At 60.1% G+C, this 21,836-nt stretch carries 21 protein-coding genes and 1 pseudogene; 13 read left to right on the forward strand and 9 right to left on the reverse strand.

The window, feature by feature from the left end:
- Positions 1–11 precede the first annotated feature (11 nt).
- The 3 genes from DNK50_RS23690 to DNK50_RS23700 all read right to left on the reverse strand — a co-directional run bounded on the left by DNK50_RS23690 (position 12) and on the right by DNK50_RS23700 (position 3,072).
- Positions 12–830 (reverse strand): copper resistance protein B, encoded by an 819-nt coding sequence (locus DNK50_RS23690; RefSeq protein ID WP_112196408.1) that lies wholly within the window; start codon positions 828–830, stop codon positions 12–14.
- A gap of 10 nt (positions 831–840) precedes the next feature.
- On the reverse strand, positions 841–2,556 hold the full coding sequence (locus DNK50_RS23695) for a copper resistance system multicopper oxidase (RefSeq protein ID WP_112196409.1): 1,716 nt from the start codon (positions 2,554–2,556) through the stop codon (positions 841–843).
- A gap of 126 nt (positions 2,557–2,682) precedes the next feature.
- A complete protein-coding gene (locus tag DNK50_RS23700) occupies positions 2,683–3,072 on the reverse strand; it encodes a transcriptional regulator (protein WP_112196410.1) in 390 nt (129 codons plus the stop codon).
- Between the two features lie 154 nt (positions 3,073–3,226).
- On the opposite strand from DNK50_RS23700, the gene DNK50_RS23705 reads away from it, so the two are divergent.
- Complete coding sequence (locus tag DNK50_RS23705; protein ID WP_112196411.1) at positions 3,227–3,502, forward strand: hypothetical protein; 276 nt, start codon at positions 3,227–3,229, stop codon at positions 3,500–3,502.
- Between the two features lie 49 nt (positions 3,503–3,551).
- Here the strand turns inward: DNK50_RS23705 and DNK50_RS23710 are convergent, their stop codons facing one another.
- Positions 3,552–4,898 (reverse strand): DEAD/DEAH box helicase, encoded by a 1,347-nt coding sequence (locus tag DNK50_RS23710; protein WP_112196412.1) that lies wholly within the window; start codon positions 4,896–4,898, stop codon positions 3,552–3,554.
- Positions 4,899–5,091: 193 nt separating this feature from the next.
- Between DNK50_RS23710 and DNK50_RS23715 the strand changes: the two genes are divergently transcribed.
- The 6 genes from DNK50_RS23715 to DNK50_RS23740 all read left to right on the forward strand — a co-directional run bounded on the left by DNK50_RS23715 (position 5,092) and on the right by DNK50_RS23740 (position 11,418).
- Complete coding sequence (locus DNK50_RS23715; protein ID WP_099584044.1) at positions 5,092–6,378, forward strand: mechanosensitive ion channel family protein; 1,287 nt, start codon at positions 5,092–5,094, stop codon at positions 6,376–6,378.
- Positions 6,379–6,765: 387 nt separating this feature from the next.
- A complete protein-coding gene (locus tag DNK50_RS23720) occupies positions 6,766–7,989 on the forward strand; it encodes an iron-containing redox enzyme family protein (RefSeq protein ID WP_256595375.1) in 1,224 nt (407 codons plus the stop codon).
- Positions 7,990–8,001: 12 nt separating this feature from the next.
- Positions 8,002–8,319, forward strand: a complete 318-nt coding sequence (locus DNK50_RS23725; RefSeq protein ID WP_099584043.1) for a Rieske 2Fe-2S domain-containing protein — start codon at positions 8,002–8,004, stop codon at positions 8,317–8,319.
- A gap of 5 nt (positions 8,320–8,324) precedes the next feature.
- Positions 8,325–9,506 carry an MFS transporter gene (locus DNK50_RS23730; RefSeq protein WP_112196413.1) on the forward strand — a complete coding sequence of 394 codons (1,182 nt, stop codon included), beginning with the start codon at positions 8,325–8,327 and terminating at the stop codon, positions 9,504–9,506.
- Positions 9,507–9,518: 12 nt separating this feature from the next.
- Positions 9,519–10,736 carry an ATP-grasp domain-containing protein gene (locus tag DNK50_RS23735; protein ID WP_099584041.1) on the forward strand — a complete coding sequence of 406 codons (1,218 nt, stop codon included), beginning with the start codon at positions 9,519–9,521 and terminating at the stop codon, positions 10,734–10,736.
- Positions 10,737–10,740: 4 nt separating this feature from the next.
- Complete coding sequence (locus DNK50_RS23740) at positions 10,741–11,418, forward strand: phenylalanine--tRNA ligase beta subunit-related protein (RefSeq protein WP_099584040.1); 678 nt, start codon at positions 10,741–10,743, stop codon at positions 11,416–11,418.
- Here the strand turns inward: DNK50_RS23740 and DNK50_RS23745 are convergent.
- The 4 genes from DNK50_RS23745 to DNK50_RS23760 form a co-directional block, all read right to left on the reverse strand.
- Positions 11,415–11,831, reverse strand: a complete 417-nt coding sequence (locus DNK50_RS23745) for an Lrp/AsnC family transcriptional regulator (RefSeq protein WP_099584039.1) — start codon at positions 11,829–11,831, stop codon at positions 11,415–11,417. The two genes, DNK50_RS23740 and DNK50_RS23745, sit on opposite strands and share 4 nt — an antisense overlap.
- 68 nt (positions 11,832–11,899) lie before the next feature.
- Positions 11,900–12,775 (reverse strand): carboxylate/amino acid/amine transporter, encoded by an 876-nt coding sequence (locus DNK50_RS23750; RefSeq protein ID WP_112196414.1) that lies wholly within the window; start codon positions 12,773–12,775, stop codon positions 11,900–11,902.
- A 211-nt stretch (positions 12,776–12,986) separates the two neighbouring features.
- Complete coding sequence (locus DNK50_RS23755; protein WP_112196415.1) at positions 12,987–13,589, reverse strand: FMN-dependent NADH-azoreductase; 603 nt, start codon at positions 13,587–13,589, stop codon at positions 12,987–12,989.
- A gap of 151 nt (positions 13,590–13,740) precedes the next feature.
- Positions 13,741–14,055 (reverse strand): 3-phosphoglycerate kinase, encoded by a 315-nt coding sequence (locus DNK50_RS23760; RefSeq protein WP_099584036.1) that lies wholly within the window; start codon positions 14,053–14,055, stop codon positions 13,741–13,743.
- A gap of 49 nt (positions 14,056–14,104) precedes the next feature.
- On the opposite strand from DNK50_RS23760, the gene DNK50_RS23765 reads away from it, so the two are divergent.
- From DNK50_RS23765 to aqpZ, 5 genes are all read left to right on the forward strand, one after another.
- Positions 14,105–15,028, forward strand: coding sequence for a LysR family transcriptional regulator (locus DNK50_RS23765; protein ID WP_099584035.1), 924 nt, complete (start codon positions 14,105–14,107; stop codon positions 15,026–15,028).
- 14 nt (positions 15,029–15,042) lie between these two features.
- Positions 15,043–15,846, forward strand: coding sequence for an alpha/beta fold hydrolase (locus tag DNK50_RS23770; protein WP_112196416.1), 804 nt, complete (start codon positions 15,043–15,045; stop codon positions 15,844–15,846).
- 3 nt (positions 15,847–15,849) lie between these two features.
- On the forward strand, positions 15,850–16,413 hold the full coding sequence (locus tag DNK50_RS23775) for a peptidylprolyl isomerase (protein WP_112196417.1): 564 nt from the start codon (positions 15,850–15,852) through the stop codon (positions 16,411–16,413).
- Between the two features lie 82 nt (positions 16,414–16,495).
- Entirely contained in the window at positions 16,496–18,328 is a 1,833-nt protein-coding gene (locus DNK50_RS23780) for an ABC transporter ATP-binding protein (protein ID WP_099584033.1), read from the forward strand.
- Between the two features lie 139 nt (positions 18,329–18,467).
- Positions 18,468–19,169 (forward strand): aquaporin Z, encoded by a 702-nt coding sequence (gene aqpZ / locus DNK50_RS23785; RefSeq protein WP_112196418.1) that lies wholly within the window; start codon positions 18,468–18,470, stop codon positions 19,167–19,169.
- A gap of 172 nt (positions 19,170–19,341) precedes the next feature.
- Here aqpZ and DNK50_RS23790 read toward each other — a convergent pair whose 3' ends face one another.
- A complete protein-coding gene (locus DNK50_RS23790; RefSeq protein ID WP_112196419.1) occupies positions 19,342–20,466 on the reverse strand; it encodes a GNAT family N-acetyltransferase in 1,125 nt (374 codons plus the stop codon).
- A gap of 283 nt (positions 20,467–20,749) precedes the next feature.
- On the opposite strand from DNK50_RS23790, the pseudogene DNK50_RS23795 reads away from it, so the two are divergent.
- Positions 20,750–21,625, forward strand: a pseudogene (locus tag DNK50_RS23795) (putative porin); the annotation flags it as partial.
- Positions 21,626–21,836: the final 211 nt, after the last annotated feature.

Raw genomic sequence — 21,836 nt, forward strand, 5'->3', positions numbered from 1 at the left:
TAGGAAAAAGCTCAAAACCAAAGGCGCACGCCGACGACCCAGCGTACTTGGCTGATGTCTTCGTCTTCCTCACGGGCGTAGTGCGCCGTCTGGCCATAGGTTCGGTTCCAGCTGACACCCACGTAAGGCGCAAACTCACGGCGAACGTCGTAACGCAACCGCAGGCCCAGCTCGCTACCCGACAAGCCCGCGCCAACCCTGCGTTGCGGGTCGTTTTGCGCATGAAAGTTGAGTTCGGCGGTCGGCTGCAGGATCAGGCGATTGGTCAGCAGGATGTCGTAGTCCCCTTCCAGTCGTGCGGCGGTGCGCCCTGACTCGCCGACAAACAGCATCGCCTCGGCTTCGAAGTTGTACAGCGCCATGCCTTGCACGCCGAAAGCGGCCCAGGTTTGGTTGTCATCGGGCTTGAAGTCCTGGCGCACGCCGCCTACCAGATCCCACCACGGACTGATCGCATGTCCCCACAGGGCCTGGGCTTCGGCACTGTCGGTACGCCCGGCGCTGCGCTCGCCTTCACTGCGCAGCCACAGGCGGTCGACGTCACCACCGATCCAGCCCTTGGCGTCCCAATTCAACGCACCACTGCCTTCACCGCCTTGCCATTCCAACTGGTTGAGCAGCAGCATCGAATGCACGGCGCTGTCATGCACCCGATGCCCGCCCGGCTCGTGGAACACCGCCGCACGGTCCGCATCGGTCAGCACCGGGATCGGTGTGCGGCTTTCAGTCAACGCCGGCACCGCCGGGCTCATCCCTTGGAACTCTTCCTCGGCAGTCGCCAGCGGACTGAACACCAGCGCCATGCAAACCGCTAAAACACGCTGACTCATACTGGCCTCCTCATTCATGCACGCGCACTTCACGGAACATGCCCATTTCCATGTGGTACAGCAGGTGGCAGTGATAGGCCCACCGGCCCAAGGCGTCGGCGGTCACGCGGTAGCTGCGGCGTGAGCCCGGCGGCATGTCGATGGTGTGCTTGCGCACCTGGAACTGGCCGTTCTCGTCCTCCAGGTCGCTCCACAGTCCGTGCAGGTGGATGGGGTGGCTCATCATGGTGTCGTTGACCAGCACCAGCCGCACGCGCTCGCCATAGCTGAGCTGCAAGGGCTCGGCATCGGAAAACTTCACACCATTGAATGACCAGGCGAATTTTTCCATGTGCCCGGTAAGGTGCAGCTCGATGGTCCGCGCAGGATCGCGTCCGTCAGGGTCCTCGAACGTACTGCGCAGATCGGCGTAAGTCAGCACCCGCCGGCCGTTGTTGCGCAGGCCGATGCCAGGGTCGTCGAGCTTGGGCACCGGGTTCATGGCTTGCATGTCCACCAGCGGGTTGTTCGCTTCGCTTGCCGGGTGGGCCTGCATCGCAATTGCGCCCATGGCGCTGTGGTCCATGCCTTCCATACCGGGCATATCCGCCATGGCTCCGTGGTCCATGCCGCCCATGGCCATGCCTTGCATGCTCAGCCAGACACGCGGGTCAAGCGCCGGCACTGGGGCCATCGCGCCTGCCTGACGGGCCAGGGTGCCTCGGGCAAAGCCGGTGCGGTCCATCGACTGGGCAAACAGTGTGTATGCCTCAGCGGTGGGTTCCACCAGTACGTCAAAGGTTTCGGCGACAGCAATGCGCAATTCGTCGACGTCGACCGGCTGCACCGGCTGGCCGTCGGCGGCGATGACGGTCATTTTCAGGCCCGGAATGCGCACATCGAAATATGTCATCGCCGAGCCGTTGATGAAGCGCAGACGGACCGTCTCCCCGGCCTGAAACAGCCCGGTCCAGTTCAGGCCCGGCGCTTGGCCGTTGAGCAGGTAGGTGTAGGTTTCACCGCTGACGTCGGCAAGATCGGTAGGGTTCATCTTCATCTGCGCCCACATCCGGCGGTCGGCGAGGGTGGCCGACCAGCCCTGCTTGCCCACGTCGCGCACAAAATCACTCACGGTGGGTTTGTGCAGGTTGTAGTAGTCGGACTGCTTCTTGAGCGTCTTCATCAGGGCGACGGGGTCTTCGTCAGTCCAATCCGACAGCATCACCACGTAGTCGCGCTGGTAGGCGTAAGGCTCGGGCTCCCTGGGGTCGATCACCAAGGGGCCGTACACGCCCTGTTGTTCCTGGAATCCAGAATGGCTGTGGTACCAGTACGTGCCGTGCTGCTTGACCTTGAACTGATAGACAAACACGCCGCCCGGCTCGATGCCCTTGAAACTCAGGCCCGGTACGCCGTCCATGGTCGACGGCAGGAGAATACCGTGCCAGTGGATCGAGGTCGGCTCGGCCAGGCGGTTTTTCACTCGCAGGGTCACCGTGTCGCCCTCGCGCCAACGCAACAGCGGGCCCGGCAGGCTGCCGTTGATGGTCAACGCGGTGCGTGCCTGGCCGGTGAGGTTGACCGGCGTCTGGTCGATAGACAGATCGAAGTCAGTGCCGGCCAGCACCGTGGGTTGGCCTGGGCTGCTCAGCGCCCAGACCGGTGGGCGCCAAATCCCGAGCCCGCCCAGCAGGCCGCCGGCGGCCAGGCATTTGACGAAGGTACGTCGAGAAGTGAGAGGGTGCATGCCAATTCAAGCCCGTCAGTTGAATGGCAGCAGATTAGGCGGCGCCGGCTGTCAGCAACCTTAGCGGCAGATTACCGATCCGACAGTTTCGCCCCAGCGCCCTGGGGCGCCGGGGCGTGAAAAGAATCAGGCGATCTGTGCTTTGGACGCCACGTCAGCAAAGGTCTGTGGATCAAGCGCATCGTCCTGCTCATCCAGTACCTGGCGCGGATGATCGTTGCCGGGAATGGAGCTGTCGATCAGCGCCAGCAGTTGGGCACCCAGCGGCGTGAGAATGAAATTCTCGCCATTGCCGCCCTCTTCCTCGGGGCGCGATTCAATAAAGCCGCGTTTGAACAGCAGCGCTTCATAATCTGCCGCAGTCTTTTTCAACGCATCCAGATTGCCAGTGTCCTGGCCCGCCGTGGCCTTCTCGGCCGCTTCCTGTTCGGCGTATTTACGCGGGGCAAAGCTGCCTTCGCCATTCTGCACTTCGTGCAGCAAACGCTCGATCAAATCCCAGTTGTAAGTCGTCATCCTGATTCCTCCTGCGGGCATGGAAAAGTGTCCCGTCAAAAGGTGTGACTCGTATCGTCATCCGCCGTTCAGCCCATCGGACGGGCGTCATTTCTCTGAACTTTCCAGACGTTCGCCCCCTCAACCGCACATCATTGCCAAGGAGGTTCGAACCATGAATACCCTGAGAAATCTGGCCTTCGCCGCCACCCTGCTGACCGCCCTGCCCGCCTGGGCCTGCACGCCCGACGAGGCCACGGCCAAACGAGAGCAGTTAGCCATGCAAGTGGCCAAGCTCACCGAGCAGAACCCCAGCAAAGCCAAAGAGATGAACGACGAGCTGCAGAAGATGGACCTGGACACCGAGAGCGCCGAATTCCCTGACAAGTGCCAGTTGATCGACGCCCGTCTTGAAGAGCTGAGAGAAGCTGCCGCAAAAGCGAAAAATTGAAGGCATAAAAAAACCGGACGACGTCCGGTTTTTTCACATCAGCCCCGGCTTATTCGGCGGCCGGTGCTTCTGGTTTGCGGCGCTTGAGCGGCGCCATGCCGTCCTTGCTGACGAGCGACAGGTTGTCGGTCTTCGGACGGTTGGCGATCTTGCGCTTGGTCGGCGACTTGGCGCCGGTTTTCTTCTTTTCGCCCTTGGCGTCGGTCTTTTTCTTCTTCACGCCAACGGCCTTGCCGGACGCTTTGACCTTCTTCGGCCCGGTGTAGGTGCCTTTGACTTCCTTGATGGTGCGGCGCTCAAACGACTGCTTGAGGTAGCGTTCGATGCTCGACATCAGGTTCCAGTCGCCATGGCAGATCAGCGAGATGGCCAGGCCATCGTTGCCGGCACGCCCGGTACGGCCGATACGGTGTACGTACTCGTCGCCGCTGCGTGGCATGTCGAAGTTGATCACCATGTCCAGGCCATCGACGTCCAGGCCGCGGGCAGCTACATCGGTAGCAACCAGGATTTTCACGCCGCCGGCCTTGAGGCGGTCGATGGCCAGCTTGCGGTCCTTCTGGTCTTTCTCACCGTGCAGGACAAACGCTTTGTAGTCCTGGGCCACCAAGCGACCGTAGATGCGGTCAGCCGCAGCACGGGTGTTGGTGAACACGATGGCCTTCTGGTAGGTCTCGTTGGCCAGCAGCCAGTTCAGGATCTGCTCTTTGTGCACATTGTGGTCAGCCATGACGATCTGCTGGCGCGTAGTCGCGTTCAGGTCGCTGACGTTGTTGACCTGCAGGTGCTCCGGGTTGTTCAGCACCTTGGCGACCATCTCACGAAGGGTCGAACCCCCGGTGGTGGCGGAGAACAGCATGGTCTGCTGACGGTTGACGCATTCGGCAACCAGACGCTGCACATCGTCGGCAAAGCCCATGTCGAGCATGCGGTCGGCTTCGTCGAGCACCAGCACTTCGACTTCCTTGAGGTCGAGGTTGCCGGCGTTGAGTTGCTCGATCATGCGGCCCGGGGTGCCGATCAGGATGTCCGGCACCTTGCGCAGCATGGCGGCCTGGACCTTGAAGTCTTCACCACCCGTGATGATGCCCGACTTGATGAAGGTGAACTGCGAGAAACGCTCCACTTCCTTCAAGGTCTGCTGCGCCAGCTCACGGGTTGGCAGCAGGATCAGGGTCTTGATACTCACACGGACTTTGGCCGGGCCGATCAGACGATTCAGAACCGGCAGGACGAAAGCGGCGGTCTTGCCGCTACCGGTTTGAGCCGTCACCCGCAGGTCACGCCCTTCGAGCGCGAGCGGGATGGCCGCTGCTTGCACAGGCGTAGGCTCGACAAATTTAAGCTCGGCCACGGCTTTGAGCAGGCGTTCGTGCAGGGCGAATTGGGAAAACACGGGTGCTACCTCGAAGAATTACAAAATATCAGCTGCATAGGGTAACGGTTTCGGGCGCCCAAACCGAGTTTCTTTACGCGAACGGCGCTAATCAGCTGCTTTTTTGTTAGGGCTTTTGTCCGTGACGCCAACTTTGTCGCACTTAGATGCTCTAATCGCCCCGTCTTGTCTTACAGAGGAATCGGTTTCACCCATGGATATCAAACAGCTCTGGCTCAACGTCCAAGACCTCTGGGGCGCCCTCGACGAACACCCGTTGCTGCATGCCAGCCTCGGTTTCCTGGTGTTGCTGGTGGTCGCCCTGCTGCTGGGACGGATAGCGCGATACCTCATCCTGCACGCCGTCAAATTGCTCGGCCGCCAACCGGCGCTGCACTGGCTCAATGACCTGCGGCACAACAAAGTCTTCCATCGCCTGGCGCAGATGACGCCATCCCTGGTGATCCAGTTCGGCCTGTACCTGGTGCCGGCCCTGAGCAAAACCGCGATCCTGTTTATCGGCAACGTGGCACTGGCCATCTCCATCCTGTTCCTGGTCCTGGCCATGAGCGCCCTGCTCAACGCCCTGCTGGACATCTATGCCCGCACCGAACATGCGCGCACCCGCTCGATCAAGGGTTACGTACAGTTGGCGAAGATGGTGCTGTTCGTGTTCGGCGCGATCATCATCGTCGCTACCTTGATCGACCGTTCGCCGCTGTTGCTGCTGTCGGGCCTGGGTGCGATGTCGGCGGTCATCCTGTTGGTGTACAAGGACACGCTGCTGTCGTTCGTCGCCAGTGTGCAACTCACCAGCAACGACATGTTGCGGGTTGGTGACTGGATCGAAATGCCCCAGGTCGGCGCCGACGGCGACGTGGTGGATATCACCCTGCACACGGTCAAGGTGCAGAATTTCGACAAGACCATCGTCTCGATTCCTACCTGGCGCCTGATGTCCGAGTCGTTCAAGAACTGGCGCGGCATGCAGGCTTCCGGTGGGCGTCGGATCAAGCGCAGCCTGTTCATCGACGCCAGCGGCGTGCGCTTCCTGCGCGATGACGAAGAGGTGCGCATGACCCAGGTGCACCTGCTCACCGACTACATCGGGCGCAAGCAGGCCGAACTCAAGGCCTGGAACGAAGCCCAGGGCCATAGCGCGCAACTGCTGGCCAACCGCCGCCGCATGACCAACCTCGGCACCTTCCGTGCCTATGCCCTGGCCTACCTGAAAAGCCATCCGGACATCCAGCCGAACATGACGTGCATGGTGCGCCAGATGCAAACCACCGCCCAAGGCGTGCCGCTGGAGATCTACTGCTTCACCCGCACCACGGCGTGGGCGGATTACGAGCGGATCCAGGGCGACATCTTCGATTACCTGTTGGCGGTGTTGCCGGAATTTGGACTGAGCCTGTATCAGCAGCCTAGTGGCACCGATCTACGTAACGGGATACTGGCACTGACGCCCACCTCCCAGGTCTCACCAGCCCTGCAGTAGTGAAACCGGCGAGGCGCAAATGAGCGCCTCGCCGGAGCAGTATCCCGGTAAAGCCGGCAACTATGTGTAGCCGCTGCCGCCGAATAATCAACTGACAGGACCAATAAAGGAAATTTCTTCCTACGCCTTTAGTGAATTTCACTACTTGCGCGCACTATTTCTAATCTGTTTTAAAAAAAACCAACGCCTTAGCATCTGGCCATCAAACAACGCCAGATAAAGGCCATCCTCATGTTATGGACAACTCAGCTTTCTGATAATGCGGCAGACTTTGTATTAACTTCGAATGCCGAAGCGTTGACCCACTATTGTGGCGCTGCTGCCTTTGCTCAACCTCGCGACTTTTATACCCAAAGTCCCTACCAGCGCCCTTCCAGGCCGCAGGACGTGACCGATGCAATCATCACCACCAGCCTGACCAGCGACCAACTTTCAAACAGTCAACATCTGTTGGCGCAACGCTTGTTATTGAATATCTACGAGCAAGACTTAGTCTTCTTACCCAAGCCGCCCTTGGAACTCGACTTCAAGGCATTCAAACAATTCTATGATCCCCAGCACGCCGCCAGTGGCAAAAAAATCCGCCCCTTACTGGAACACTACTTATACAACTGGCTCAAGGAAGAAGTGCACATCAATGGCCCTTGGTGCCTGGACTCGTTTATCGCCCACACCGATAAAGTCCTGGATGACGTGGCCCAGGCCGAGTCAAAACTGCATGAGGTACTCACCACCAGTCGCCACCCCCAGCGTGCCGCCCGGTTTTTCATGACCCAATGCGCGGGAGACTTCCTCAGCGAAGCCTCGGCCATGGCGCGCAACGTGTTGGGCAACTGCGGCCTGTACACCAGCGAGTTGTTCAAGATCCTGATCGACGAATACGGCTACGGCGTCGACAAGAAGAAGCACAGCACCATCTTTGAAGACATGCTCCAGGACATGGACATGTCGCATCACGTGCACCACTACTGGCAGTTCTACACGCCGGCGTCGCTGTCACTCACCAACTATTTCCACTATGTATCGGCCAACCATGGCGAGCTGTTTCGGTACATCGGCGCCATGTACTACACCGAAGCCACGCTGGCGCTGACGACCAAGCACCAGTCACGCGCGATCAAGACCCTCTTCGACGGCCAGGTCTCCACGGCCTATTTCGATGAGCATGCTCACATCGATGTGCACCACGGCAGAATGGCCCTCCAGCGCCTGATCATTCCCATGATCAAGCAGTTCGGCACCAAGATCATCCCCGACCTCATCCGTGGCTTTGAAGAGTTCAAGCTCCTTCAGGACCTCGCCGACGAAGAAATGTATGCCCATATCAAATGGCATGACGAGATAGATGAACACCGCGCCAAGGCCACGGCCCTGCAGGGTCTCAAGCCGGTGGACCTGACAATCACCGAAGCGGAACACGAACTCTCGGTGCTGCACACCCACCCCAATGACGAGCTGTTCTGGGTCGAATCAGGCGAGTTGGAGTTTGTCGCCAGCCCCGAACTGACCCTGCGCCTGACTGCCGGCGAAGGCGTGGTGATTCCCAAGGGAATGCTCCATGGCACGCGCATCGTCAGCCCGTCCTGCACGTACACCGTCACCGCCATCTGAATGGGCCACCCAATGAAAGCCATCAGCCTGAATATCACCCACGCCCATTACGTGGCCGTGGAGGACAGAACCTACTTTCTGAAGCGTCATGCGTATTCGACGCAATTGCTGCCCACGGCGTGCCCCCATCGTGGCGGGCCGCTGCACATGGGCGAAATGACGGGCGACGGCCAAAGCGTGATCTGCCCCTGGCACGACAACGCCTACAAGGTCTGCAACCTGGAAAAGAAGGCGCTGCCCACCGTGCGCGTCAGAAACCAGATCAGCACCGTGGTCGGCGACACCGAACGGTGCGTGCCGCTGCTTAAACTCTCCCGTTACGACGGATGAAGCCCATGAAGACTAAATCGACATTGACCGCGTTCTATTCAATCGTGACCCTCTTCACCGGCCTCGACATGGCGATAGTGATCGCGATGGTCTGGTTCGGCCTGGAGACCACCGGCTCGACATTCCTGGTAGGCGCCACCTTGTGCGTGGCGACCGTAGTGCCCTATTTATGCGAACAGTACATCGGCAAGTTCTTCACGATTGAGCTGAGCCTGAAACGGCTGCTGTACATTCGCCTGGCTGCTTTTGCCGCCGTACTGGGGCTGTCGTTTACCCAAGCCGCCATGCTGCCGATCGGCTTTCTGGCGATCGCGTTTGTGGTGGGCGTCACCGACTACTTCACCATCAGCACCCTGGAATCGAAAAACACCAAGCTGGTGCTGGCCGGCCTCACCGACAGCGACACCTGCGCACGGTTGATGCAAACCTCCATCCAGATCGGCGCCTTCGGCGGCGCGCTCCTCGGCGGCTTGATCGTGGATGTGTTCTCGGTCAACCAGACGCTGCAGATCATCAGCCTGGCGGCAATTGTGTCATTGGCCGGCGTCTACCTGGTGGCCGACCGCCCCAGCGCCGGAGCCGCCGACCAGACCGCAGCCGCCACCAGCGCCGCGCCGCTGGACTTGCCGCGCAACCTCTACATTCTGATCATTGTGCTGAGCATGATCGGTTTCCATATCGGCGCGTTCAACAGCCTGGTGCCGATCGTTTTCCAAAAGCTCAATGATTGGAACGCGACCCTGTTTGGCGTCGCCAGTGGCCTGGCGGGCCTGGGGGCTTTCAGTGCCGCCGTGTTGCCGCGCATCAAGCTCAACAGCTACGGGGCCATCGCGCTGGTGATATTGGCGGACGTGGCAATCGTCTACTTCCAGCACCTCTACGTGATGATGGCCGCTGCGTTCCTGCTGGGCTTCTGTATCAACAGCCTGCGGATCCAGCTGCGTAAAACCCTGATCGAATCGGCGCCCAACGCCCGGGTAGCCGACGTGATCGCCGCAAAAAGCTCGCTCTACTACCTGCTGGTCAGTGGCTCGGCGCCAATGATCCTGACGTTCTTTACCACCTCGGGGTTCCTCGGACTCGAAGGCGCACGCCTGTTGATGATCGTTTCCGCCGGCTTGCTGGCCACTGCCGTACTGGCATGGAACCTGACCCCCGCCGCCTCGCCTGCCGCCACCACGGAATAAGGATTGCACGACGTGAAAACCGTACTGATTGTTGACCCATTCTCCACGGGCAAACTCTATGCGCCCTTGCTCAACGCGCAGGGCGTACGCTGCATCGCCGTGATCTCCACACGCGACTTGCCTGAACACTTTACCAACGACCTGGTCGCCGAAAATTTCCATGAGGTGTATCACTGGGAAGAAAGCCTGCTGATCACCCTGGAAAGCTTGTCACTGAGCGCGGTGATCGCCGGTTGCGAAACCGCGATCTACCTCACGGACTACCTGACGGAGCTGCTCAGCATTCCCGGCAACAGCCGCATGACCAGCGACCTGCGCCGTAACAAATTCTCCATGCAAGAGGCGTTGAAAAAGCACGAGTTGGCGCACATCGACTCGTATCTGTTGAGCTCGCCGAGTCGCATTGGCGAAGTCGTGGCCAAGCTGGAGGAGTCGGCCACTTATGTGGTCAAGCCGCTGAATTCGGCCGCCACTGAAGGCGTGGTGTTTGCCCAAGGCAAAGGCGAAGCAGAGACCGCCTTGAGAAACGCGGCCTGGCAGCAGAAAAACGACCTGGGTGAAACCAACCTCGGCTTCATCGTGCAGTCGTTTATCGCAGGGCCGGAGTACGTGGTGGACATGGTCGCCTTCAACGGCATGTACATCATTGCCAGCGTCTGCAAGTACACCAAGGTCCAGAAGAACGGCAGCATGTTTGTCTACGAAAGCCTGGACACCCTTGATCCCCAGGCTGTTGAGCTCAAGCCGCTGACCGATTATGCCCGCCAGGCAGCGGCGGCTCTCGGCGTGCGGGTCGGGCCGATTCACATGGAAATCATCTGGTCTGACGCTGGCCCGGTGATGATTGAGGCCGGTGGCCGCTTGCACGGCGGCATCGCGCCCCTGTTGTTCCAACAGGTATATCTGCCCGACCTGCTGTCGCTGTCGATCGACAGCTACCTCGGCCAGCCGCGCCCCAAAGCCGATGCAGTCAGTGAGATCAGCCATGGCCGAATCGGTTTCTTTTGCTCCGACGCACGCCGCACTTTTGCCCCACCCTTAACCCAGGCCCTCCAGAGTGCCCAGGCGGACGAAGCCTATTGCGGCCATCGGTACTTCATCGCAGCCGGCCACACCACGCCGGTCACGATTGACTTCGCCACCTGTCCGGGACTGTTCTGGCTACAGAGCCCTTCGGCGCTGCAACTGGACGCCAGTACGGCGAACCTGCGTAAACAACTGTGGGGCTAAGGTTATGCAAAGTCGCTTGATCATCAAGAAATCGGCCTGTGAGCTGGGTATCAATAATGCGTGCGCCGCCGTTATCGAAGACATCACCGTTTCGGACGACCAGTGTTTCGTCGGCGTGTTGCAAAGTAACCTGAACCACGTGGCATCGCGCCTCAATGAGCTGGACTCGAACATCGTGTATGAAGGGTTTGCCAGGCAGCTCAAAAAGCTCGGCTACGAAAACACCGTCAGCGCCAACGAAAAACTGCTGCGCCGCTTCATCGCCAAAGGCGTATACCCCATCAACAACATCGTCGACGCCTATAACGCCGTTTCGATCCGTCATGGGGTCAGCATTGGTGTGCATACCTATCATCAGAAGGACGACATCTACGTGATGCGCTCGGAAAAACCGAGGGTGCTACGCCCGCTGTTCGCCAAGAAGGCCATCACGATTCCGGTGGGCGATATCGTCTATACCTGTGGGGATGTGCCGTTGGCGAGCATCGGCAAGGTGGACGCCGATGCCCATGATTTCCGCCTGACGAAGGACTCGTCGAGGTTATTGGTGGTGATCCTGGGGCATGACGACACTTCGCTTCAATTCAACCAGGGCGTCATCGAAGAACTGGTGGACACGCTTCGTCAGAAAATGCCGAACCTGAGCCATCACTTTCTTGAAACCGTTCGCGATCATGCCTAGCGCCAGGCCTTCAGCACGGGGTTGACCACGACTTCCTTCACATGCTCGATGTTCAACAGGCTTTCCTTGAAGACCATCAATTCTTCAAAGTTCCTGTAGCGGACATCGAGCATCATGTCGACGTCGCCAAACAGGGAGTAGGCGTGCACCACTTGGCTGAACTGCTGGATCTTCGGAAACACCAGATGGCAATTGCTGCCATTGAGGGTCAGCATCAAAAACGCCGATTGCAGCGTCTCGTCGTCCTCGGCGACGTTGATGGTGAAGCCCAGGATGATGCCCTTCTCAATCAACTTCTGGACACGCGACTCCACCGCCGTTCGCGACTTGTGAACTTGCCGCGCCAATTGCGCCAGGCTGACCCGGGAGTCATCCTTCAAGGCTGCAATGATCAGTTCATCAATCTTGTCCACTCTGCCGCCCCCACACCGTTCTTTTCTATAACAGACTTTCATAGCCGCTCACGCATGCCTTGGGGCCATCACGTCGCAGACTTTACGCCAGGCACGGGTTTTATGCCCAATCGACTGATCCACACCGCCCCCAGAATCACCAACCCGCCCAAGGCCAGACGACCCAGCGGCTCGTGCTGGTTCCAGATCAACAGGTTCAGCAACAACCCTGCCGGCACGTGCAGGTTGTTCATCACCGCCAGCGTGCCGCCATGCACCAGGCACGCGCCCTTGTTCCACCAGTACATGCCCAGCGCCGTGCTGACCAGCCCGAGGAACACCAGCACACCCCATTGCAGTGGCGCCTGTGGCAGGAAGTCGGCCTTGGCGAACAGCAGGAACGCCGGCAACACCACCAGCAGCGCGCCGAGGTAGAAGTAACCGAAGCGCCGGTAGTGCGGCAGGTCACTCGGATAACGCGCCACCAGATGCTTGTACATCACCTGCCCGACGGCATAGGTGAAGTTGGCCAGTTGCAGCAGCAAAAAGCCCATCAGGAAGTGCGGGGTGATCTGGTCGAAACGGATCACCGCAGCGCCCGCCACTGCCACCAGGGCGGCAACCAGTGCCCAAGGGTTGAAGCGCCGGTTCAGCGCGTCTTCGATCAAGGTCACATGCAACGGCGTGAGGATGGTGAACAGCAATACCTCCGGCACCGTCAGCACGCGAAAGCTCAGGTACAGGCACACGTAGGTCACGCCAAACTGCAATGCGCCGATCACCAGCATGCCCCGCATGAAGGCCGGTTCTACCGAGCGCCAGCGGGTCAGCGGGATAAATACCAGACCGGCCAGCACGACGCGCACCAGCACCGCGAAGTAACTGTCGACATGACCGGCGAGGTATTCGCCGATCAAACTGAAGGAAAATGCCTGAATCAGGGTGACAACCAGTAGATAGCCCATGTACGCCTCGCTTCGAATGGGCGCGACATTAAAGGTTTTCAGGGTTTGAAGAAACTCAGGGCAAAAAAAACCCGACCTCGCTAAAGCGTCAGTCGGGCAGGAGCACTTAGGAGCAACAAGTGCAAAGGGAGGTTCGTACGCGTACTTGAAGGGTTTGCGTGGAGCGATATAAACACCGCGCGATTATCTGACGATTAAAGGATCAAGCGGCTCATGCCACGAGCTGTACCAACTGGGCCTTGGCGTGGTTGACGCCCTTTTCATGGAAGTCACCGCTCAGGTTCACTCCTTCCGCGTGAATGAAAGTGGCGTCATGAATCCCGATAAAGGCCATCACCTGGCGCAGGTACGGTTCCTGGTGATCGGAGCTGGCGCCGCTGTGGATGCCGCCGCGTGCGGTCAGGACGATGGCACGCTTACCGGTCAACAGACCCTGAGGCCCGGTGGGGGTGTACTTGAAGGTCACACCAGCGCGCAACACGTGATCCAGCCAGGCCTTGAGGGTGCTGGGGATGGCGAAGTTGTACATCGGCGCAGCCATCACCAGCACGTCGGCGGCCAGCAATTCGTCGGTCAATTCGTTGGAGCGATCGAGGGATACCTGCTCGCTGTCGTTGCGCTGATCAGCAGGCTTCATCCAACCGCCCAGAAGGTTGGCGTCCAGGTGCGGAACCGGGTTGAGGGCCACGTCACGCACGGTGATCCGGTCCGCCGGGTGGGCGGCTTGCCATTGACTGATGAACTGCTGGGTCAATAGGCGGGAGATAGAGTCCTGCTGGCGGGCACTGCTTTCGATGATCAGAACGTTGGACATGGCTTCGTAGGCTCCATCTGTAATTGCTGTAAGTCGATGGAGAAAAGATTAACCAGGGCTCATTCGATTAAAAAGCGCAAAAAACTGCTATAACCCATCTAGAAATCTGTTGATAAGCGGAGTATTCCTGTGGACATGCTCCGCTGCCGCTTTATTTAGGCGCGCAGGTCAATGCGATACGCATCTTGATAATGGCGCGGTTGAACTTGACCGTAGTGTTGGTGCTTTTGCCCGCAGGCACGGTGACCGTGCGCCGACGTGGCGACTCCGGGCCGTTGGTGAAGATTACTGAACACACCGCATCAGTGGTGCCGTAGTTATTGAGCTGAATCGAACTGATGTCCTTGTCGACGTCAGTCGCCGTGTAATCAATGCTGACACCGTCAATCTTTTTGGTGACGTCGGTGGGGTAGGCAAACGCGCTCATCGGCAGCAGCGCCAGCAACACACAACAGAATTTTCTCATTCGGCAGTCTCCAATAAGGACTGCCAGCTTAGGACAAGAGGAACCCATCTTGAAAGCGCCCCGCGTTACCCTCGATCAATGGCGCACGCTGCAAGCCGTGGTCGACCATGGCGGCTTCGCCCAGGCGGCCGAAGCCCTGCACCGTTCGCAATCCTCGGTGAGCTACACCGTGGCCCGTATGCAAGACCAACTGGGCGTGCCGTTGCTGCGCATCGACGGGCGCAAGGCCGTGCTCACCGATGCCGGTGAAGTGCTGTTGCGCCGCTCGCGGCAACTGGTGAAAAACGCCAGCCAGCTGGAAGACCTCGCCCACCATATGGAACAGGGCTGGGAAGCCGAAGTGCGGCTAGTGGTGGACGCTGCCTACCCCAACGCGCGCCTGGTCCGCGCCCTCACCGCCTTTATGCCGCAGAGCCGTGGCTGCCGCGTGCGCCTGCGCGAAGAGGTGTTGTCCGGCGTCGAGGAACTGCTGATGGAAGGCGTGGCCGACCTGGCGATTTGCGGCTTCAGCATCCCCGGTTACCTCGGCACGGAAATGAGCGACGTAGAATTCGTCGCCGTGGCCCACCCCGAACACCCCTTGCACCGCATGAACCGTGAACTGAGCTTCCAGGACCTGGAAAGCCAGATGCAAGTGGTGATCCGCGACTCCGGTCGCCAGCAGCCTCGCGATGTGGGCTGGCTCGGCGCCGAACAGCGCTGGACTGTCGGCAGCCTGGCCACCGCCGCAGCCTTCGTCGGCAGCGGCCTGGGCTTTGCGTGGTTGCCGCGGCACATGATCGTGCGCGAACTCGCCGAAGGCGTGCTCAAGCAGCTACCCTTGGAACAGGGCGGCAGCCGCCACCCCACGTTTTACCTGTACTCAAACAAGGACAAACCCCTGGGGCCGGCAACGCAGATCCTCGTGGAGTTACTGCGCACGTTTGACACGGCGCCCCTGGATGCGCCTTTCGCCGCCCCCCAACAAGCCTGAAACGGAGTTCATCCATGGCCTGGTTCGACCACGAAGGCTGCAGCCTGCACTACGAGGAATACGGCCACGGCACACCGCTGGTACTGATCCATGGCCTGGGCTCCAGCAGCCAGGATTGGGAATTGCAGATTCCGGTACTGGCCAGGCACTACCGCCTGATCGTGGTGGACGTACGCGGGCATGGTCGCTCCGACAAACCCCGCGAGCGCTACAGCATCCAGGGTTTCACCCATGACCTGGTGGCACTGTTCGAACACCTGAGCCTGCCGCCCGCCCATGTGGTGGGCCTGTCCATGGGCGGCATGATCGCCTTCCAACTGGCGGTGGACGAGTCCGACCGGGTCAGGAGCCTCTGTATCGTCAACAGCGCACCCGAAGTCAAGGTGCGCCGCCCCCATGAATACTGGTGGTGGGCCCAGCGTTGGACCCTCGCCCGCGTGCTCAGCCTGGCCACCATCGGCAAGGGCCTGGGCGACCGACTGTTCCCCAAGCCCGAGCAGGCCGACCTGCGCCGCAAGATGGCCGAACGCTGGGCAAAAAACGACAAACGTGCTTATCTCGCCAGCTTCGATGCGATTGTGGGCTGGGGCGTGCAGGAACGACTTTCGCGGATTGCCTGTCCAACCCTGGTCATCAGCGCCGACCACGACTACACCCCCGTGGCGCACAAGGAAAACTATGTAAAACTGCTACCCGATGCGCGACTGGTGGTGATCGAGGATTCCCGCCATGCCACGCCTTTGGATCAACCCGAAGTCTTTAACGCCACCCTGCTCGATTTTCTAAAGACAGTCGAAACCACTACCCAGGATCACTGACCCATGCTGAAAAAAATCGCCTTCTTTGCCGGTTCCGTTCTGTTCGCTGCCAACCTGATGGCGGCTGAACCCGCCAAGGCGCCTCACGTCCTGATCACTACCACCAACGGCGACATTGAAATCGAACTGGACCCGGTCAAGGCGCCGATCAGTACCAAGAACTTCCTGGCCTATGTCGACAAGGGCTTCTACACCAACACGATTTTCCACCGGGTGATCCCGGGCTTTATGGTCCAGGGCGGCGGGTTCACCCAGCAGATGTCGCAAAAGCCGACCGAAGCACCGATCAAGAACGAAGCCAGCAACGGCCTGCATAACGTACGCGGCACGCTGTCGATGGCCCGCACCTCGAACCCGGACTCGGCCACCAGCCAGTTCTTTATCAACGTGGCTGACAATGCCTTCCTCGATCCAGGTCGCGATGCCGGCTACGCCGTGTTCGCCAAAGTGGTCAAGGGCATGGACGTGGTCGACATCATCGTCAACTCCCAGACCACCACCAAGCAGGGCATGCAGAACGTGCCAATCGATCCTGTCCTGATCAAGTCGGCCAAGCGCATCGACTGAGGTCTGCAGGAAACTCCGCACGCGGCCCACAAGGCCGCGTGCGCATTTGAAAGGAGAGCCCGCCCGGCGGGCGTCAACCCTAATGCTCTATCGTCGTTTTGAACAACTGATCGATATTTTCCGCGACGCGCCCAGCGAAGCCCCTCCCGATAAAGTCCTGCCCTTCTACCTCTACTACCTGCGCCAGGTGTGGCCGCATTTTGCCGCGCTGTTGGTGGTGGGCCTGATCGGCGCGTTGATCGAAGTCGCGCTGTTCAGCTACCTGAGCCGCATCATCGACCTGGCCCAGGGCACGCCACCCGCCGACTTCTTCCAGGTGCACAGCACCGAGCTGATCTGGATGGCCGTGGTCGCGCTGCTGCTGCGCCCGATCTTCGGCGCCCTGCACGACCTGCTGGTGCACCAGACCATCAGCCCCGGCATGACCAGCCTGATCCGCTGGCAGAACCACAGCTACGTGCTCAAACAGAGCCTGAATTTCTTCCAGAACGACTTCGCCGGGCGCATCGCCCAGCGCATCATGCAGACCGGCAACTCCCTGCGCGACTCCGCCGTGGCGGCGGTGGATGCCATCTGGCACGTGGCGATCTACGCCATCAGCTCGCTGGTGCTGTTCGCCGAAGCCGACTGGCGCCTGATGATCCCGCTGGTGACCTGGATCATCGCCTACAGCCTGGCGCTGCGCTACTTCGTGCCACGGGTGAAGGAGCGCTCGGTGATTTCCTCCGAGGCGCGCTCCAAACTCATGGGCCGCATCGTCGACGGCTATACCAACATCACCACCTTGAAGCTGTTCGCCCATACCCAGTCCGAACAGGAGTACGCCAAGGAAGCGATCATCGAGCAGACCGAAAAAACCCAACTGGCCAGCCGCGTGGTGACCAGCATGGACATCGTGATCACCACCATGAACGGTCTGCTGATTGTCACTACCACGGGCCTGGCCTTGTGGTTGTGGACCCATTCGCTGATTTCCGTGGGCGCGATTGCCCTGGCCACCGGTCTGGTGATCCGCATCGTCAACATGTCCGGCTGGATCATGTGGGTGGTCAACGGGATTTTCGAAAACATCGGCATGGTGCAGGACGGTCTCAAGACGATCGCGCAACCATTGGCGGTGATCGACCGCGCCAACGCCCCACGCCTGACAGTACCCCGTGGCGAAGTACGCTTTGAACAGGTGGATTTTCACTACGGCAAACAGAGCGGGATCATTGGCGGCCTGAACCTTGAGATCAAGGCCGGTGAAAAGATCGGCCTGATCGGCCCGTCCGGTGCGGGCAAGTCGACCCTCGTCAACCTGCTGCTGCGCCTGTACGACCTGCAGGGCGGGCGTATCCTGATCGACGGCCAGGACATCGCCGAAGTGGCTCAGGAATCCCTGCGCGCACAGATCGGCATGATCACCCAGGACACCTCGCTGTTGCACCGCTCGATCCGTGACAACCTGCTCTACGGCAAGCCCGACGCCACCGACGAAGAACTCTGGGCCGCCATCCACAAGGCCCGCGCCGATGAGTTCATCCCGCTGCTGTCGGACGCCGAAGGCCGTACCGGGCTGGACGCCCACGTGGGCGAACGCGGAGTGAAACTCTCCGGTGGTCAACGTCAACGCATCGCCATCGCCCGCGTGCTGCTCAAGGATGCGCCGATCCTGATCATGGACGAGGCGACTTCGGCCCTGGATTCGGAAGTGGAAGCCGCAATCCAGGAAAGCCTGGAAACCCTGATGAAAGGCAAGACGGTGATCGCGATCGCCCACCGGTTATCGACGATTGCGCGGATGGATCGCCTGGTGGTGCTGGAGAAAGGCCAGATTGCCGAAAGCGGCAGCCATGCCGAGTTGCTGGCCCATAAGGGCCTGTATGCGCGGTTGTGGCAGCACCAGACAGGGGGGTTCGTCGGCATCGACTGAGGCCCTCACATTGGTCGCCTGGATTTGTGTAAAAACCCTGCTGTACTCAGTGCAGTGCCCAGACGGGCGCTGAAGTAAATCTGCAGGGAGCATCACTGATTTACGGATTCGGTAGAGCGATCTATCAAGGACGTGCGGCATGTCTTTGTTCAAGCGTTCAGTCACAGAGGGGCTGGGTACGTTTTGGCTGGTGTTGGGCGGTTGCGGGAGTGCGGTGTTGGCCGCCGCGTTTCCTGCTGTCGGGATCGGGTTGTTGGGCGTGTCCCTGGCGTTCGGGCTCACGGTGCTGACCATGGCGTTTGCCATCGGGCATATCAGCGGTTGCCACCTCAACCCGGCGGTGTCGGTGGGGTTGGTGGTCGGTGGGAGGTTTCCCGCCAAGGAGTTGCCGGCGTACATCGTGGCTCAGGTCATCGGTGGCGTCGTCGCGGCCGCCTTGTTGTACTTCATCGCCAGCGGCAAGCCGGGCTTTGAACTGGCCGGCGGGTTGGCCTCCAACGGCTATGGCGAGCATTCGCCGGGGGGTTATTCGATGGCGGCGGGGTTGGTCTGCGAACTGGTGATGACGGCCATGTTCGTGCTGATCATCCTCGGCGCCACCGATCACCGCGCCCCTAAGGGCCTCGCCCCCATCGCCATCGGACTGGCGCTCACCCTGATCCACCTGATCTCCATTCCCGTGACCAACACCTCGGTCAACCCGGCCCGCAGTACCGGCCCGGCGCTGATCGTGGGCGGGTGGGCGATCCAGCAACTGTGGATGTTCTGGCTCGCGCCGATCATCGGTGCGGTGGTGGGCGGTTTTGTCTATCGATGGGTTGGCCAGGAGGACCCGGCCTGAAACGTACCGAGTCGTAGCAGCTGTCGAGCGCAAGCGAGGCTGCGTTGCGGTGTGTCAGGCAAACCGTAAACGCAGCCTCGCTTGCGCTCGACAGCTGCTACGACCCGAAACTTGCGGTTGCCCGGTGAGAGTCACTACGACCCGAAACTTGCGGTTGCCCATCAGGCGCTGTTCAGGCTTGTCGATACGGCAGCGCTGCCCTTGCCTCTTCGGCGTACGCCAGGATCCCAACTCGCTCACGTTCCAGGAAATCCTCCACGGCATTCTTCAGCCCCGGATGGCGTAAGTAGTGCCAGGAACGGGTGATCACCGGCTCAAACCCGCGAATCAATTTATGCTCGCCCTGCGCGCCGGCGTCGAAACGTTGAAGGCCTTGGGCGATGGCGTAGTCCATGCCCTGGTAAAAACAGGTTTCGAAATGCAGGCGGTCGAATTCCGCCAGGCAACCCCAGTAGCGACCGTAGAAGCTGTCGCCACCGATCAGGCTGAACGCCATGGCCACCGGCCGCGTGCCTTGCTTGGCCAGCACGACGCGGATCGCCTCGGGCATGCGTTCGGCCAGCAGGCTGAAAAACGCGCGGGTCAAGTAGGGTGATTGGCGGCGTACTGCGTAGGTATTGGCGTAGCAGGCGTAGACGAAATCCCACTGCGCTTCGCTCAGTTCATGGCCTTGCAGCCATTCGAAGTCGATGCCCTGCCCCGCCACTTGCTCACGCTCTTTGCGCATCTGCTTGCGCTTGCGTGAACTCAGGGCGTCGAGGAAGTCCTGGAAGTCGCGGTAGCCACGGTTCTGCCAATGAAACTGGCAGCCCAGCCGTTGCATCCAGCCCGCCTGCCGAGCCAAGGCCTCGTCGGCCAAGGTGTCGGTGAAGTTGATATGCGCACTGGAGAGCCCTTCGATTTCCAGGTAGCCCGGCAGGCTGTTGAGCAATTCAAAACCGTCTTCGGCATTGGCCGCCAACAGGCGCGGGCCGCTGACCGGGCTGAACGGTACGGCCGTCAGCAACTTGGGGTAATACTCGATACCCGCCCGCTGGCAGGCATCGGCCCAACCGTGATCGAACACGTACTCGCCGTAGGAATGCCACTTGCGATAACCGGGCAGTGCCGCCACCAGCCGATCACCTTCCCAGTGCAGCAAATGCTCAGGCTGCCAGCCCGAGTGCGGGCCGACGCTGCCACTGTCCTCCAGCGCGCTCAGGAACGCATGCCGCACGAACGGTTGGGTCTGCGGCACCAGGGCGTCCCAGGTCTGCGGGGCTATTTCGGACAAGCTTTGCAGGCGTTGCAACGGCATCGGCATCCTCACTGCATCAGGGCGTAAAAGCCTCGCGAGTATCGCTTATCGCCGCCCCCAGCACACCCTCAAATCGCCCGACAAGGCTCTAAAGCAATAGTTCCGATCCCCACGCATTTGTCATCTAGATGACATCACTTAGCCACTGTTGCGTCATAAACCATCGCGATACTGACGCCTGTTTTTAGAGCGCCTGGTTCTACCGGGTGGCTATTTTTCCGTCCGTCATCGGTCGGTTGTGTCCTGGATGGTTTGCCATCCCTCCTCACTTTCGGAGATTGATATGCGTCTTGCTTCCACTAAAACTGCGGCGGCCCTGTGCGGCGGCCTGTTACTGGCCCTGAGCGTTCCGGCCAGCGCTGCAGTCGACGCTAAATTGCTCGACATGCTCAAGGCCAACGGCCAGATCACCGCTTCGCAGTACACCGAATTGCAAAGCGAGTTGGCCAAAGACCAGAAAGAACAGCAGATCGCCCGGCAAGCTCAACAAGAGACCAACGAACAGATCGCGGCCACCGCGAAGAAAACCAACGAGCTGAGCAGCTTCGACCAGAAGCTGGCGTGGGCCGCCAAGACTCAGTTCAAGGGTGATGTGCGTTTCCGCCACGAGACCGTCAAGATTGATGGCACCCCTAACAATGGCGGCAAGGACAAGGACCGTGAGCGCATCCGTGCGCGTCTGGGCGCCTACACCGAAATCAACCCACAAGTGGACACCGGCATCCGTATTGCGACCGGCAGCAGCGACGACGCCCGCTCCACCAACCAGGACCTGGATGGCTACTTCAACAAGAAGTCGATCTGGCTGGACCTGGGCTACATCGACTACCACCCGGACCAGATCAAAAACCTGCACGTGATCGGCGGCAAGATGCTGCAACCGTGGGTGAGCATGGGCGACGTGATCTGGGATAGCGATATCAACCCGGAAGGCCTGGCCCTGACCTACAAATACCCACTGGGGAGCAGCGCCGAGCTGTTCGGCAGCCTGGGTAACTACAACCTCAAAGACAACGTCAATGGCGACGGCGTGCAATTTCGCAATGACTTGCGCATGACCGCAGGCCAGTTGGGCTCGCGTTTCGCCCTGACCGACAACCTGAAGCTGACCCTGGGCGGCAGTGTGTATGCGTTCCAGAACGACGAAGACAGCCGCTGCCCGACCGCTGGTTCGACCGCTTGCCTGACCCCAGCCGAAACGGTCGCCAACACCACCGCAGGCAATGCCAGCGAGTACCGTCTGTACGAAGGCTTCAGCCAAGTGGATATCGGCGGCCTGGCCGTACCGCTATCGTTCTACGGCCAGTACGTGCAAAACACCAAAGCCACGGATAAAGACCAGGACACCGCCTGGCTGTTGGGTGCCAAGT

This window comes from Pseudomonas sp. LG1E9 (assembly GCF_003290225.1).
GTDB lineage: Bacteria > Pseudomonadota > Gammaproteobacteria > Pseudomonadales > Pseudomonadaceae > Aquipseudomonas > Aquipseudomonas cyclaminis.